This window comes from Butyrivibrio sp. CB08, from assembly GCF_003625485.1.
Classification (GTDB): Bacteria; Bacillota; Clostridia; order Lachnospirales; family Lachnospiraceae; genus Butyrivibrio.
Genome location: NZ_RAIR01000007.1, coordinates 1 through 13,578, shown reverse-complemented (window position 1 = coordinate 13,578; position 13,578 = coordinate 1). Strand labels below are relative to the sequence as shown.

Annotated in this window: 13 protein-coding genes, 2 tRNA genes and 1 riboswitch; of the genes, 14 read left to right on the top strand and 1 reads right to left on the bottom strand. The window is 48.0% G+C overall.

Annotated elements, in window-relative coordinates; all coding sequences use genetic code 11:
• Window positions 1-21: 21 nt before the first annotated feature.
• The 3 genes from D6855_RS12210 to D6855_RS12200 all read left to right on the top strand — a co-directional run bounded on the left by D6855_RS12210 (window position 22) and on the right by D6855_RS12200 (window position 3,530).
• On the top strand, window positions 22-546 hold the full coding sequence (locus D6855_RS12210) for a hypothetical protein (RefSeq protein WP_120741484.1): 525 nt from the start codon (window positions 22-24) through the stop codon (window positions 544-546).
• A 2-nt stretch (window positions 547-548) separates the two neighbouring features.
• A complete protein-coding gene (locus D6855_RS12205; RefSeq protein WP_120741482.1) occupies window positions 549-2,144 on the top strand; it encodes a M23 family metallopeptidase in 1,596 nt (531 codons plus the stop codon).
• Window positions 2,145-2,240: 96 nt separating this feature from the next.
• Window positions 2,241-3,530, top strand: coding sequence for a UDP-N-acetylglucosamine 1-carboxyvinyltransferase (locus D6855_RS12200; protein WP_120741480.1), 1,290 nt, complete (start codon window positions 2,241-2,243; stop codon window positions 3,528-3,530).
• A 74-nt stretch (window positions 3,531-3,604) separates the two neighbouring features.
• Here the strand turns inward: D6855_RS12200 and D6855_RS12195 are convergent, their stop codons facing one another.
• Window positions 3,605-4,690, bottom strand: coding sequence for an HD-GYP domain-containing protein (locus D6855_RS12195; RefSeq protein ID WP_120741478.1), 1,086 nt, complete (start codon window positions 4,688-4,690; stop codon window positions 3,605-3,607).
• A 106-nt stretch (window positions 4,691-4,796) separates the two neighbouring features.
• A riboswitch (FMN riboswitch) is annotated at window positions 4,797-4,922 on the top strand.
• Window positions 4,923-5,026: 104 nt separating this feature from the next.
• Between D6855_RS12195 and D6855_RS12190 the strand changes: the two genes are divergently transcribed.
• The 11 genes from D6855_RS12190 (at window position 5,027) to D6855_RS12140 (ending at window position 13,465) form a co-directional block, all read left to right on the top strand.
• On the top strand, window positions 5,027-5,809 hold the full coding sequence (locus D6855_RS12190) for an ECF transporter S component (RefSeq protein ID WP_243111918.1): 783 nt from the start codon (window positions 5,027-5,029) through the stop codon (window positions 5,807-5,809).
• A gap of 194 nt (window positions 5,810-6,003) precedes the next feature.
• Entirely contained in the window at window positions 6,004-6,441 is a 438-nt protein-coding gene (gene tsaE, locus D6855_RS12185; protein WP_120741476.1) for a tRNA (adenosine(37)-N6)-threonylcarbamoyltransferase complex ATPase subunit type 1 TsaE, read from the top strand.
• 9 nt (window positions 6,442-6,450) lie between these two features.
• On the top strand, window positions 6,451-7,707 hold the full coding sequence (gene tsaB, locus D6855_RS12180; RefSeq protein WP_120741474.1) for a tRNA (adenosine(37)-N6)-threonylcarbamoyltransferase complex dimerization subunit type 1 TsaB: 1,257 nt from the start codon (window positions 6,451-6,453) through the stop codon (window positions 7,705-7,707).
• A complete protein-coding gene (locus D6855_RS12175; protein ID WP_120741472.1) occupies window positions 7,704-8,624 on the top strand; it encodes a ribonuclease Z in 921 nt (306 codons plus the stop codon). Before tsaB ends, D6855_RS12175 begins: the two co-directional genes overlap by 4 nt.
• A gap of 12 nt (window positions 8,625-8,636) precedes the next feature.
• Window positions 8,637-9,212: a DUF6715 family protein gene (locus D6855_RS12170; protein ID WP_120741470.1), complete on the top strand. Its 576-nt coding sequence runs from the start codon at window positions 8,637-8,639 to the stop codon at window positions 9,210-9,212.
• Complete coding sequence (locus D6855_RS12165) at window positions 9,205-10,101, top strand: ChbG/HpnK family deacetylase (RefSeq protein ID WP_120741468.1); 897 nt, start codon at window positions 9,205-9,207, stop codon at window positions 10,099-10,101. Before D6855_RS12170 ends, D6855_RS12165 begins: the two co-directional genes overlap by 8 nt.
• Window positions 10,102-10,121: 20 nt before the next feature.
• Window positions 10,122-11,282 (top strand): tRNA (adenosine(37)-N6)-threonylcarbamoyltransferase complex transferase subunit TsaD, encoded by a 1,161-nt coding sequence (gene tsaD, locus D6855_RS12160; RefSeq protein WP_199712448.1) that lies wholly within the window; start codon window positions 10,122-10,124, stop codon window positions 11,280-11,282.
• A gap of 29 nt (window positions 11,283-11,311) precedes the next feature.
• Window positions 11,312-12,025, top strand: coding sequence for a 2-C-methyl-D-erythritol 4-phosphate cytidylyltransferase (ispD, locus tag D6855_RS12155; RefSeq protein ID WP_120741466.1), 714 nt, complete (start codon window positions 11,312-11,314; stop codon window positions 12,023-12,025).
• Window positions 12,022-13,083 (top strand): glycosyltransferase family 4 protein, encoded by a 1,062-nt coding sequence (locus tag D6855_RS12150; protein ID WP_120741464.1) that lies wholly within the window; start codon window positions 12,022-12,024, stop codon window positions 13,081-13,083. Before ispD ends, D6855_RS12150 begins: the two co-directional genes overlap by 4 nt.
• A gap of 152 nt (window positions 13,084-13,235) precedes the next feature.
• Window positions 13,236-13,321 (top strand) — tRNA-Ser (locus D6855_RS12145).
• Between the two features lie 55 nt (window positions 13,322-13,376).
• Window positions 13,377-13,465: transfer RNA gene (locus tag D6855_RS12140), tRNA-Ser, on the top strand.
• The last annotated feature ends 113 nt before the right edge of the window (window positions 13,466-13,578 follow it).

Genomic DNA, 13,578 nt, shown 5'->3' with positions numbered 1-13,578 from the left:
AAGATCTGAGGGGACAAAATCATGACAAATGGATGGGGAGGAAGAATCGTGGAAAACTTTATGGACAAGCTCGCTGAGAAGATCGGAACCCGTGACATTATAAAGGCCAACGCTCAGGCAGAGGCCATGGAAGCCGAGAGGACCAAGCAGGAAGCTGAGCAGTTCAAGGCCCAGTTTGATGAGCTCAAGGCTAGTGAAGCAGAGCACAAAAAAGCTATCGACGGAGCTTTAGAGTCTCTTGAGAACCTCACAAAGAGGATGGACGACTCCGAAACAAAAGTTCACGACGTTGGCGTTCAGGTATATAGAAACGTTCAGGCCATTGTTGAAAAGGGCCAGGACAAGGAGCTCGAGGAGTTCGAGACTCTTAAAAAGAAGCTGGAGAAGAGCGAGGAAGCGGTAAAAGAGCTGACTAACAAGCTCGAGTCCATTCAGGTGGGCGTTGAGACCAAGAACAGCGCAGTTACTCCACTTCTTGTTATCACTATGCTCATTGCAGCAGCTGATCTTGTGATCAATATTCTTAAGATTTTAGGTATTATGTAATAATGAATTTAGCTCAGACAGTTTTCAGAAGAAAGATCAAAATATGGTTTCTCCATTCAGCCCTTGTGGTGATCGTGGCGTGGATCCTATTTATGCCAAGCCTCGTGAAATATGAAAAGGGTGGGGACAATATTTTTTCCGTAAAACTTAATAACCTGGTGGTTGGAACAGCTGGAACCAGGGAGGATGCATATAAGGCTTACAGAGAGGCCAGACGCGCCATTGCCAAGGGCAACGACGAGCTGGTTCTTTCCTATGCAGATCTCACCATCGAGGGCGATAACGTGCTCTTTGGGGAGGTGGATTCCGTAGGCCGCATGGCTGCCAACATGACCGGCATTCTTCGTGACAGTGAAAAGAGTACCTTCAACCGTGCATACTCCATCAAGATCAATGAGTTTGCTGTTAACCTTGGAAGTCTTTCAGATGTAATGGAGCTTCTGTCTACAGCACTTAATAACTTTGATGAGTCAAGGCTCTACAGCGTTGACCTCGTGGTGGATACAGAGAGGGAAGTTAATGTATTAACTCCTATTGTTAAGAGCAAGGAAGAGGTTAAAAAGGAGGAAGCCAAGGCAGAGATCACCAATAACATGCCTCAGGCGGGATTTGTCCTTGACCTTACACAGACCGTCAACGACGCCAAGCCAATTGCCTACGACAAGGATTTCTCAGATTATGAGCTGGGACTTCAGTCCATGGATTTTGCGGACAAGGTTGAGATCGTTGAGTGTTACCTTCCAGACAGTGAGATAACAGACCTTGCTACAGCTATTGATGATGTTACCAAGGATAAAGAGACTAACCAGATCTATGAGGTTCAGTCTGGAGATACACTGGGTCTTATCGCCCAGAAGTTTGACCTGACTGTTGATGACCTTGTCAGAATGAACGAGTCTCTTGAAAATGAAAATACAACCATCAGAGTACAGGATAACCTTATAGTTACTGTTCCAGAGCCTGAGCTTTCTGTGGTTTACCAGATACAGGAGTACTACGAGGAGGACTACGAAGCAGAAGTTCAGTACGTTCCCAATGATTCGTGGTACACTACCCAGACCAAGGTGCTGCAGGAACCATCTGCTGGACACCGCAAGGTTGTGGCTGTTGTGACCTACACTGACCACAACGAGGACTCCAGGGAGATCGTCAAGGAAGAGATCACCTACAGGGCAGTTCCTAAGATCGTAGAGCGAGGAACTAAGATTCCACCTACATATATTAAGCCTATTTCCGGCGGAAGACTCACTTCCGGTTTTGGAAGAAGAAAGCGTCCAACCAAGGGCGCCAGCTCATACCATAAGGGTGTCGACTGGTCTACACCAGTTGGAACATCAGTTGTGGCATCTTCTTCCGGAACTGTAACAAGAGCCGGATGGGGAAGTGGATACGGATACTGTGTATATATCAGGCATCCGGATGGCAGGGAAACCAGGTACGGACATCTGTCCAAGGTACTGGTTTCTGCAGGTCAGTCTGTATCCCAGGGACAGAGGATCGCTCTTTCAGGAAATACTGGTGTATCCACAGGACCACATCTTCACTTTGAGATCCTGATCGGCGGATCACAGGTTAATCCTCTTAATTACCTGAACTGATATAGGCGTTTTACCGCATGAATTGTGGCTGTTTTACAAATGACATTTCTTGTGGTATAACTTATATTTGTTCAAGAGGTTCGAAGAGAGAAATTTATGGAAAAATATATAATAAAAGGCGGAAATCCGCTTGTTGGCGAGGTTGAGATTGGTGGCGCCAAGAACGCTGCCCTTGCAATCTTGGCCGCTGCCACAATGACGGATGAGACTGTCTACATCGACAATATGCCAGACGCTTCAGATACCAATGCAATGCTTCAGGCTATCGAGAGCATTGGTGCATATGTTGAGAGAACAGGCAGGCATTCTGTTAAGATCAATGCTTCACAGATCCGCAGTTATACAATTGAAAACGATTATATCAAGAAGATAAGAGCAGGTTACTACCTTCTTGGTGCCCTTCTTGGCAAGTACAAGAGCGCAGGTGTTGCCCTTCCTGGTGGATGTCACATCGGACTTCGTCCTATCGACCAGCATATCAAGGGATTTACTGCACTTGGTGCCAAGGTTTCCATTCAGGGTATCATCTATGCAGAGGCAGAACAGCTCGTTGGTAATCACATCTATCTTGACGTTGTCAGCGTAGGTGCAACCATCAATATCATGATGGCAGCATGTATGGCTGAGGGTAAGACTATCATCGAGAATGCGGCAAAAGAGCCACACGTGGTTGATATTGCCAACTTCCTTAACAGCATGGGCGCCAACATCAAGGGTGCAGGTACTGATGTTATCCGTATCAAGGGTGTTGAGAAGCTCCATGGAACAGAGTATACAATCATTCCTGACCAGATAGAGGCGGGCACATTTATGCTGGCTGCAGCTGCAACTATGGGAGATGTTACAGTCAAGAACGTAATCCCCAAGCATTTGGAGTCCATCAGTGCCAAGCTTGTTGAGATGGGATGCCAGATCCACGAGTCTGATGATGAAGTCAGAGTTGTGGCAGCCAAGAGACTTCAGAATACCCACGTTAAGACACTGCCATATCCTGGATACCCTACGGATATGCAGCCACAGATCACAGTGGCCCTTGGTCTTGCCAGTGGTATCAGTATTGTAACAGAGAGTATTTTCGAGAGCAGATTTAAATATGTTGATGAGCTCACCAGGATGGGAGCCAACATCAAGGTAGAAGGCAGCACAGCCATCATCGAAGGTGTAGAGCGCTACACCGGAGCAACTGTGTCAGCTCCTGATCTTCGTGCAGGAGCAGCCCTTGTTATTGCTGCACTTACTGCAGAAGGTTACTCCACCATTGAGGATATCAAGTACATCCAGAGAGGCTACGAGGACTTCGAGGTTAAGCTTCGCGAGCTTGGTGCACAGATCGAGCTGGTGGATGACGACAGAGATATTCAGAAGTTTAAGCTTAAGAACGCGTGATGCGTATAAAATAAACAGCTGAGAGAAATGGTTCTCTCAGCTGTTTTATTTTCTGTATATCGTGCGTGATAGCTTTAAATAATTTCTTGTATGTATACCCCGGGGCACTTGCTAAGGTCTATGTAGTCGTTCTCAACCTTGATGGTTGGCCTTGAAAGAGCATTACTGTTTATGAAGATGATCTCTCCGATCTCGCCTGTGTTAAGCCGCACGGTGTTGCGAAGGTATGTATTTACTATGTTGTGGAGGAAGGCCAGTATCATCTCAGGGTCGTATCTCTGGAAGCCTTCATCCTCGAACATTGATATTGCAATGAATGGACAAAGTGGACCGCGGTAGTATCTTGCGCTTGTCATGGCATCATATACGTCAGCTATGGCAACAGCTTTTGCAAATTTATCTATCTGTGGACCACGGAGCTTAAGCGGATATCCGGTGCCATCACATCTTTCGTGGTGCATGAGAGCTGCGTTTTTAACATGGGAGCTTATTGGCAGGTTCTTCATGGCATCATAGCCCTTCTGTGGATGGGTCTTGATGACACTGTACTCCTCGTCGGTAAGTGGTCCTGGCTTGGAGATAATGGATTCTGGAACCAGTATTTTTCCGATGTCGTGGAAAAGACCAGCCTGGGTAGCGATCTCAACCTCTTCAGGATTCCACCTTAGCCACTGTGCCAGAATGTTTGTGATAAGAGCTACGTTGATACAGTGGGTATATGTGGCATCGTCGTACAGACGCAGGTTGTGAAGCATGTCAAAGATTCCTGACGCAGTTCTTCCCTGACCAAGAAGTGAATAGATAGGAGTCATCATGTCATCGATGTTGAGATCCTTGTTGCCCTGAATGATGTCCTGTATGGTATGCTCATACCTTGTGGCACAAGCTTCAAAGTCCTGTTTGAATTCCTTGAATTCCTCGGACTGTTTTAGACGCTCAGAATAAGTAAGCCCTTCAATTGTAGGACTAACCTCAGCAGCACTTTTAACAGGCGCATCTTCGATAAGTACGTCGATGACTGAGTAAAATGCCAGTCTTGCAATGTCTTTTTCATCAAGCACAGTTCCCTTATCAAGAAGCTTTAAGTTGGAATCTGCTGAAAAGACATCGTTTGCCAGCTTCATTCCTGGCAATAGCTTTTTTGTTAAAACCCTCTTCATCCGCAACCCCTCATTGTTACTGATATTCCAATTATATGTTCACTGAAAAAAGTTGTCAATTCCGCTTGACATGGTGGCTTGGCAGTTATAACATAACAACATAAAATAAATTCTTCGGGGCAGGGTGCAATTCCCAACCGGCGGTAGAGTCCGCGACCCGCTTTCTTATGAAAGTGGCTGATCTGGTGAGATTCCAGAACCGACAGTACAGTCTGGATGAGAGAAGAATGCAGATAGGTATTTTTATTTGTGTGCCCCAAGTATATTTTACTTGGAGCTTTTTTATTGCCTGAAGCACTTTACATCAAATTTCCCCCGATGGGAAAGAAGGAAAACATGAAAGAAAATCTAACAAACACCCTTGGAATGATACTGTCCAGCACATATCATTTCATAGCACTCATCGTGCTGATCATCCTGGCATTTGCCATTGGCTACGTTTTTGAGAGCATGGCAAGGAAGAGGGAGATCAAGGAAAACGGAAGCGCTGAAGCAATGTTCAGCACAAGAAAGATCGCGATAATTGGCGTGTTCTCAGCAATCTCTTTTGTCCTGATGCTGTTCGAGTTCCCACTTCCAATCGCTCCATCATTCTACAAGTTTGATTTCAGCGACATCCCGGCTCTGATCGGCGGATTTGCAGCAGGCCCTATGGTTGCTGTAATGATCGAGTTCATCAAGGTTACACTTAACGTCCTCATCCAGGGACCTACACCAGGTTTTGTTGGCGAGATCGCTAACTTCGTTGTTGGCTGCGCCTTCATCATTCCTGCAACAGTAATCTACAGATTCAAGAAGACCAGAAAGGTTGCTCTTATCAGCTGCCTTGTTGGAACAGCCTGCATCGCACTTGTTGGCTCACTTCTTAACGCATACTTCCTGCTTCCTGCATATGCGATCGCATACGGCTGCGATGTCAGCGCATTCGTTGCTGCTGGAGCAGAGATCAATTCAGCGATCACTAACGTGTTCACATTCTGCGCACTTTGCGTAGCACCGTTCAACATCATCAAGGGTGCAGCAGACAGCGCACTTACATTCCTGGTATACAAGCAGCTCAGCCCAATCCTTAAGGGCAACGTTCAGCCAGCTCGCAAGGCTGCAACCAGCGAGCAGTAATTTTGTATTCTGGCGCTCCCGATAGGCGAGTTGCCATAGAAGTGTCTGTGAGTTTGAGGGGAAAAGAAATATCGGCGGCATTGAGCCGCATTTGAGAAAGAGGCACCTTATGCGGTGTCTCTTCTTTATTTGGATGAATCCTGCAATTGTGGTAAGATAATTATGGCGTTATATGCGCAGAACAAGGAGTTTCTATGGAAATAGTAACGAAACACGAGACGAACTCAAGAGAGGAAACCTTCGAGATTGGCCGCAGGATTGGCGAGAGCGCAGCACCAGGTTCAGTGTTCACACTGATAGGTGATCTTGGCGTTGGCAAAACAGTGTTGACCCAGGGCGTGGCAGCGGGACTTGGCATCACAGGGCCAGTCAGCAGCCCCACTTTTACCATACTTCAGGTCTACGACGAGGGCAGGATTCCTTTCTACCACTTTGATGTGTACAGGATCGGCGACATCAGCGAGATGGACGAGATTGGCTACGAAGATTACTTCTTCGGAAACGGCATCTGCATCATCGAGTGGGCAAACCTCATAGAGGAGCTGCTCCCTGAGCACTACACAGAGATCGTCATAGAGAAGAACCTGGACAAGGGCTTCGACTACAGACTTATCACAATGACTAAACACTAAGGAATAAACATGAAGATTCTTGCAATAGACACATCGGGCCTTGTGGGCTCCGTTGCCGTAGCAGACGGCGACAATCTCACTGCCCAGTTTTCAATTCAATATAAGACCACACATTCCGAGATCCTGATGCCAATGCTTAAGGACATCGCGGACAAGATCCATCTGGATATGAAGACCGTGGATGCCATCGCAGTGGCGGCAGGTCCCGGCTCTTTTACGGGTTTGCGTATTGGCAGTGCCACAGCCAAGGGCCTTGCTCTTGCCATAGACTGCCCGATCATCCCGGTTCCAACAGTGGACGGCCTTGCTTACAACCTCTACGGCAACGAGAAGATCATCTGCCCAATGATGGACGCAAGGCGCAGCCAGGTCTACACCGGCATCTACACCTTCGTGCCTGCAGCCACTGAGGAAAAGAGCTGTGAGCAGAATTTCGTTATGCGGACCATCCACGAGCAGTTCGCAACATCAGTTGAAGACATCGCAAATAGGCTCAACGAGATTGGCAAACCAGTGATCCTTCTTGGAGATGGAATCCCGGTTTACCACGACAAGCTTGAGAGCCTTCTTACCGTGCCATTTACAGTGGCTCCGCCGCATTTAAACCGCCAAAGCGCAGCATCCATCTGTGCTCTGGCTGCTATCTATGCTAAGGAAGGCCGTCAGATTAAGTCAGACGACTTTGCTCCTGACTATCTTCGTCTGTCCCAGGCAGAGCGAGAGGCTCAGGAAAAAGAGCTTGCTGCAGCCGCCGGCGAAACTACCAAAACCGCAAAAGAAACCAAAGCCGAGAAGGCTTTAAACCACAGCACACCGGGCAGGATCCGTGTCCGCCAGATGACAGCTGAGGATATAGAGGACGCCTATGCCCTTGAGAAGGTCAACCTTGGCGAGGAGGCCTGGACCCAGAAGCAGCTCATGGACGCCATGACAAGGGATGATACCATCTACCTTGTGGCTGAGATGGCTGGCAGGATCGTGGGTCTATGCGGCCTGCAGAATATCTCCGGGGAAGGCGAGATCACCAATGTGTCCGTATCAGGGGATGTAAGACGACAGGGCTGCGGCTACAAGATGCTTCGCCAGCTCATTGAGAGGGGCTACGGAATCGGAGTTACTGACTATACCCTGGAAGTCCGCGCTGCCAACAAACCAGCCATTGCCCTCTACGAGAAGCTTGGCTTTAAGAGCGAAGGCACAAGACCCGGGTTCTACGACGATCCCAAGGACGACGCTATTATTTACTGGAAAAGGAAAGATTCATGATAGATGTATGTTTGCTGGGAACAGGCGGAATGATGCCACTTCCCAATAGGTTTCTCACTTCACTTTATGTGAGATATAACGGCAAGTGCATCCTCATCGATTGCGGTGAGGCTACACAGATTGCCATGAAAAAGAAAGGCCACAGTGCCAAGCCCATAGACGTTATCTGCTTTACTCACTATCACGCAGATCACATCTCAGGACTTCCCGGAATGCTGCTTACCATGGGCAATGCAGAGCGCACAGAGCCTTTGCTCCTTGTGGGACCTAAGGGCCTTGAGAGAGTTGTAAACGCCCTTCGTGTTATCGCTCCGGAGCTTCCATTTGAGATTCAGTATAAAGAGCTTGCGGACAACGAAGTTTCTTTTGATATAGAGGGCATGCCCTTCTTCACTATGACTGCATTTAAGGTCAACCACAACATCCCATGCTACGGCTATACCATGAGCCTTAAGCGTCAGGGCAAGTTTGACGTGGAGGCTGCAACTGCAGCAGGTATCGACAGGAATTACTGGAACGTACTTCAAAAGGGCGAGACTGTCACAGCAGATGACGGCAGGGTTTTCACACCGGACATGGTGCTTGGAGCAGAGAGAAAGGGCATCAAGCTCACATATTGTACCGACACAAGGCCAACTGACAGCATCGTGCAGAACGCAGCAGGTTCAGATCTTTTTATCTGTGAGGGCATGTACGGCGAGCAGGACAAGCTCCAGAAGGCTCGTGAGAACAAGCACATGACCTTCTACGAGGCTGCAAGGCTTGCAAGGGATGCTGAGGTAAAAGAGATGTGGCTTACCCACTACAGTCCATCCCTGGTGAACCCTAAGGAGTTCATGCCAGAGACCAAGAAGATCTTTGCAAATTCCATCGCAGCAAAAGACGGCAGAAGCGTTGAACTGCGATTTGAAGAATGATAGGAGGGGGATATGAAAAACGGGGCAGTTATAAAGGCAATAGTGATGACGGTCCTTGCAGCAATTGTGGTACTGGGCCTTTACATGGTCTTTACCCGCAGCAAGAAGGCAGGACCTGAGGAATCCTACGACATAACTGTTGTGGACGAGATCACTACTACCAATCTGGAAAAGAACTATCCAGCCAGTGCGCGCAAGGTCGTTGAGCTCTACGCCAAGACCATGCAGGTGCTTTATCGTGAGACCTACAATGACAGCCAGGAAGATAAGATGGTTGCAGTTATTGAGGGCCTTATGGATGAAGAGCTTCTGGCTGCCAACAGCTCTTTTGCCAAATCCATAAAGAATGAGGTCAAGGAGCGAAGAGAAGGGGACTACTCCATCTCAGCCTTCGTGGTTCAGACCAAGGAGCCAGACGAAGTCATGGTGACTGGCCGCAAAATGTGCAACGTGGACTGCCTCATCAATCTGCGCCACGGATCCAACGGCACAACAGCCAACTACTATCAGTTCGTTATGCGCAGAGAAAAAGAAACCGGCAACTGGAAGATCCTGGGCTGGACAATAAAGGACAATAACGATGATTGAATATCATGCAGACGACTACGGGCTTTTTCCCGCCCAGAGCAGACACATCGCGGACTGCTACTATAACGGGGCATTAAACGGCATCAGTATCATGCCAAATAGCCCTTATTTAAAAGAGTGTATGGATGCCATTGAAGGCATCAGAAGTAAGCTCTTTGTCACGGTGCACCTTAACTTTGTTGAGGGAGCGCCCATCACCGGCGATAAGGCCAAGCGCCTTATTGATAAAGAGGGCAACTTTAGTATAGGATTTGGAAAGCTTTTGCTGATCGGCTTTGTGCCGGTTTTAAGAAGGCTCTATTACAAGGCCATAAGGCGCGAGGTTGAGGCTCAGCTTCTTGCCTGCGAGCCATACATGAACGACGGCAAATTCAGGATCGATGGCCATGTGCACTATCACATGCTGCCTCTTGTCTTCGACGCTGTGATGGATGTGGTGAAGGCCAACAACCTTCAGGTGTCCTACATCCGCTTCCCAAGGGAGGAGCTGGACGTGTACAGACGCGCATCAGGTAAGCTCAAAGGCCTCAAGGCTATCAATGTGGTAAAGGTTCTGGTTCTCAACACACTGGCAGCCCGCAACGAGCGCAAGTACAGGGAGGACCTGGTTTCGCTTAATATCGAGCGCAAGCTCTTTATGGGAGTTATGCTCTCAGGCCACATGTTTTATGACAATGTAAAAGAGTGTCTTCCTCACGCAGCTGATATCCTTGCAGACAGGGGGCTTCAGGACATGGAGATCCTGTTCCACCCGGGCGACGTTTCTGAAAACGAAGAGATCGTGCAGGTTACCAGCAACGACGACTACAGCTTCCTGGTGGAGAACAAAGTTAACCGCGAGAAAGAGGCAGAGGCCCTTCGAAAGTTCGGCGGCGGACTTAAGAGATAATTTAGAAGGAATAGTAATTCATGCAGATAGATAAGAATGTAGAAAATGATGGCGTGATCTTCATGTCAATAAAGGGAGATGAGACAGGTGCGGCAGCTTTGGCTGGCGCTGGTCAGAGTGCGTCTGATGGCGCAGATGGCGATATCACTGTCCTTGCCATTGAGAGCTCCTGCGATGAGACCGCAGCAGCTGTTGTTCGCAACGGCCGAGAGGTTCTCTCAAATATAATCTCATCCCAGATCGCACTCCACACCGTATACGGCGGCGTGGTTCCTGAGATCGCGTCCAGAAAGCACGTTGAGAAGATCAACGGATGTATAAGGGCAGCTCTTTCTGAGGCGGGGCTATCTTTGGATGACATTGACGTGGTGGCAGCAACCTACGGCCCTGGGCTTGTAGGTGCCCTTTTGGTTGGAGTGTCTGCGGCCAAAGCGATCTCTTTTGCCACAGATAAACCACTTATCGGCGTCCATCACATAGAGGGTCACATAAGCGCCAACTTTATCGAGAACAAGGATCTTGAGCCGCCATTCGTGTGTCTTGTGGTATCGGGCGGTCACTCGCACCTTGTGGTTGTTAAGGACTATGGCGAGTATGAGATCATCGGCCAGACTAGAGACGATGCGGCAGGAGAGGCTTTCGATAAGGTTGCAAGGGCAATAGGCCTTGGATATCCTGGAGGCCCCAAGATCGACGCGGCAGCAAGGGAGGGTAATCCCGATGCTTTCACATTCCCTCAGGCCAAGATTCCTGATGCGGAGTACGATTTCTCTTTTTCCGGACTTAAATCAGCTGTGCTGAATCTCATAAACCAGGCCAAGATGCAGGGCGAAGAATTGAATCAGGCGGACGTTGCAGCTTCCTTCCAGAAGGCAGTTGTGGAGGTTCTTGCCGGACATGCCATTAAAGCCTGCAAGCAGTTCGGCTACGACAAACTGGCCATCGCCGGAGGTGTGGCATCCAACACCGATCTTCGAACCTTCCTGGAAAAAGAGTGCGCAGCAAACGGCATTAAGTTCTACAGACCATCACCAGTTCTTTGCACCGATAATGCAGCAATGATCGGAGCTGCAGCTTACTACGAATACAAAAAGGGCGTAAGGTTCGGCCTTGATATGAACGCCGTTCCAAACCTTCCACTTGGTGACAGGGAGAGAAGGTATCACGCCAATAAAATGTAAGACTATCGTCAGTTTAAGGGGGCTTTGACATGAAGACAGTAGCGATTGTCCTGGCAGCAGGCTCAGGCAGCAGGATGAATTCAGACGTTAAGAAGCAGTACATGGAGATCGGCGGTAAGCCGCTTATTTACTATTCTCTTAAGGCCTTTGAGGAGAGCTTCATCGACGACGTTATTCTCGTTGTCTCACGGGGTGACGTGACTTACGTGTCAAAAGAGATCGTGGAGAAATATAAGTTTGACAAGGTAAAAGCCGTAGTAGAAGGTGGACTTGCCAGATATCACAGTGTGCGCCTTGGTCTTCAGGCAGCGGATGAAGACTGCGACTATGCTTTCATCCATGACGGAGCACGCCCTTTTATTAACCGCGACATCATTGCAAGGGCCATGGCTGCGGTTAAGGAGTACAAGGCCTGCGTGGTTGGCATGCCATCCAAGGACACCATCAAGATTGCAGACGACAAAGGCTTTGCGGCATCTACCCCTGACAGAAATCTGATGTGGACTATTCAGACACCTCAGTGCTTTTCATACAGTATGATCCTGGACCTCTATCAGCGCCTTGACCGCGAGGAAGGCGAGCTGATGGCAAAGGGCATCAACATCACTGACGACGCCATGGTAGTTGAGTATTACACTGACACCAAGGTCAAGCTCATTGAGGGTTCCTACGACAATATCAAGATCACAACACCAGAAGATATCGCTGTTGCTGAGGCGATACTAGCAAGAGATAAGAGATGAGTGACAGATTAAAGATCCTTATGATAGGCCCGGACAGAAGAGTTCACGGCGGCATTTCTGCCCTGATGAACAGCTACTGCGAGGCGGGCCTTCAGGATAAGGTTGAACTTAAGTACATAGGCACCATGAAAGAGGGAAGCAAGCTTAAAAAGCTGATGGTAGCTGGGCTTGCTTTCATAGACTTTATGCGCTCAGTGGACAGATATGACATCGTCCATGTGAACTGCTCCTCTGATTCAAGCTTCATGCGCAAGTCTTACTTCATAAGGTATGCAAAGCGCCGTGGCAAGAAGGTTCTTTTGCATCAGCATGGCGGAGACTTTGTGAACTACTATAATAACGAGATCAGTGACAAGAAGCGGGCTTATATCAGGGAGATCCTGGATATGGCAGACCTGATGCTGGTTCTGACAAACCAGTGGAAGGACTTCTTTGGCGGGCTTACTGACGGGAACAAGATCCACGTGCTTCCAAATGGCATAGTTACGGAAGGAGTGAATACGCCTGCTCCGGGGACTAAGGATATGAATAAGATCCTGTTCCTTGGAAGGATCTGCCTGGCTAAGGGGGTAAAAGAGCTTGTTGCTGCCGTTCATGACATCCATGAGACCAACGACAAGGTGAAGCTCTACCTTGGCGGAATCTTTGAGGATCCAGAGCTTATAGATGATATCGAGGAAAACAGTACTTTTGTAAAGCATATAGGATGGGTCTCTGGCGAAGACAAGAACAAGTGGCTTGATGAGTGCGGTATCATGGCAGTTCCATCATATTTTGAGGGATTTGGCTTGTCTGTAGTTGAGGGAATGCTGCACGGATGCTGCGTTGTGGCAAGTAACGTAGGTGGAATCCCTGACATCGTTGAGGATGAAGTTGACGGACTTCTGGTTGAGCCAAAAGACGAAGATTCTCTAAGAAATGCCATTGAAAGAGTTATGAATGACAAGGATCTTGCCGATAAACTATCTGGTAACGGCGTAAAGAAGGCCAGAGACAAGTACTCTATCGAAAATATAGAAACCCAGCTTTTAAGCTACTATGAAGAGATTTCTGGGTGATATTTTAGAAGCTGCATTCACGGTTTAATAATTAATTAAAAAAAGTTAAAAAACTTGCTTGACATGTGAGCAGCGCTTTGTTAATATAAGTTTTGCGCTGCGCGAGATGCAGTTAGCACTTACAACTTATTTATATAGCGATAAGTTAACTCGGAGCGATATCGAAGCGGTCATAACGAGGCGGTCTTGAAAACCGTTTGGCGGCAACGCCACAAGGGTTCGAATCCCTTTCGCTCCGCTTAATTATGAACACGCTGTTATAACAACATACTTATTTAGTAGTCAACTATTTTGCAGAAGTACTCAAGTGGTTGAAGAGACACCCCTGGAAAGGGTGCAGGTCGTTAATAGCGGCGCGAGGGTTCAAATCCCTCCTTCTGCGTTGCCTTACGCAATCAGTAAGGATCATAATTACAGCACCTTGACAAATAAACAGTAATGCAACCCTGAAAAATTCCAAGAGAATTATTCAGAATTAACAAACCAAAAGTAATA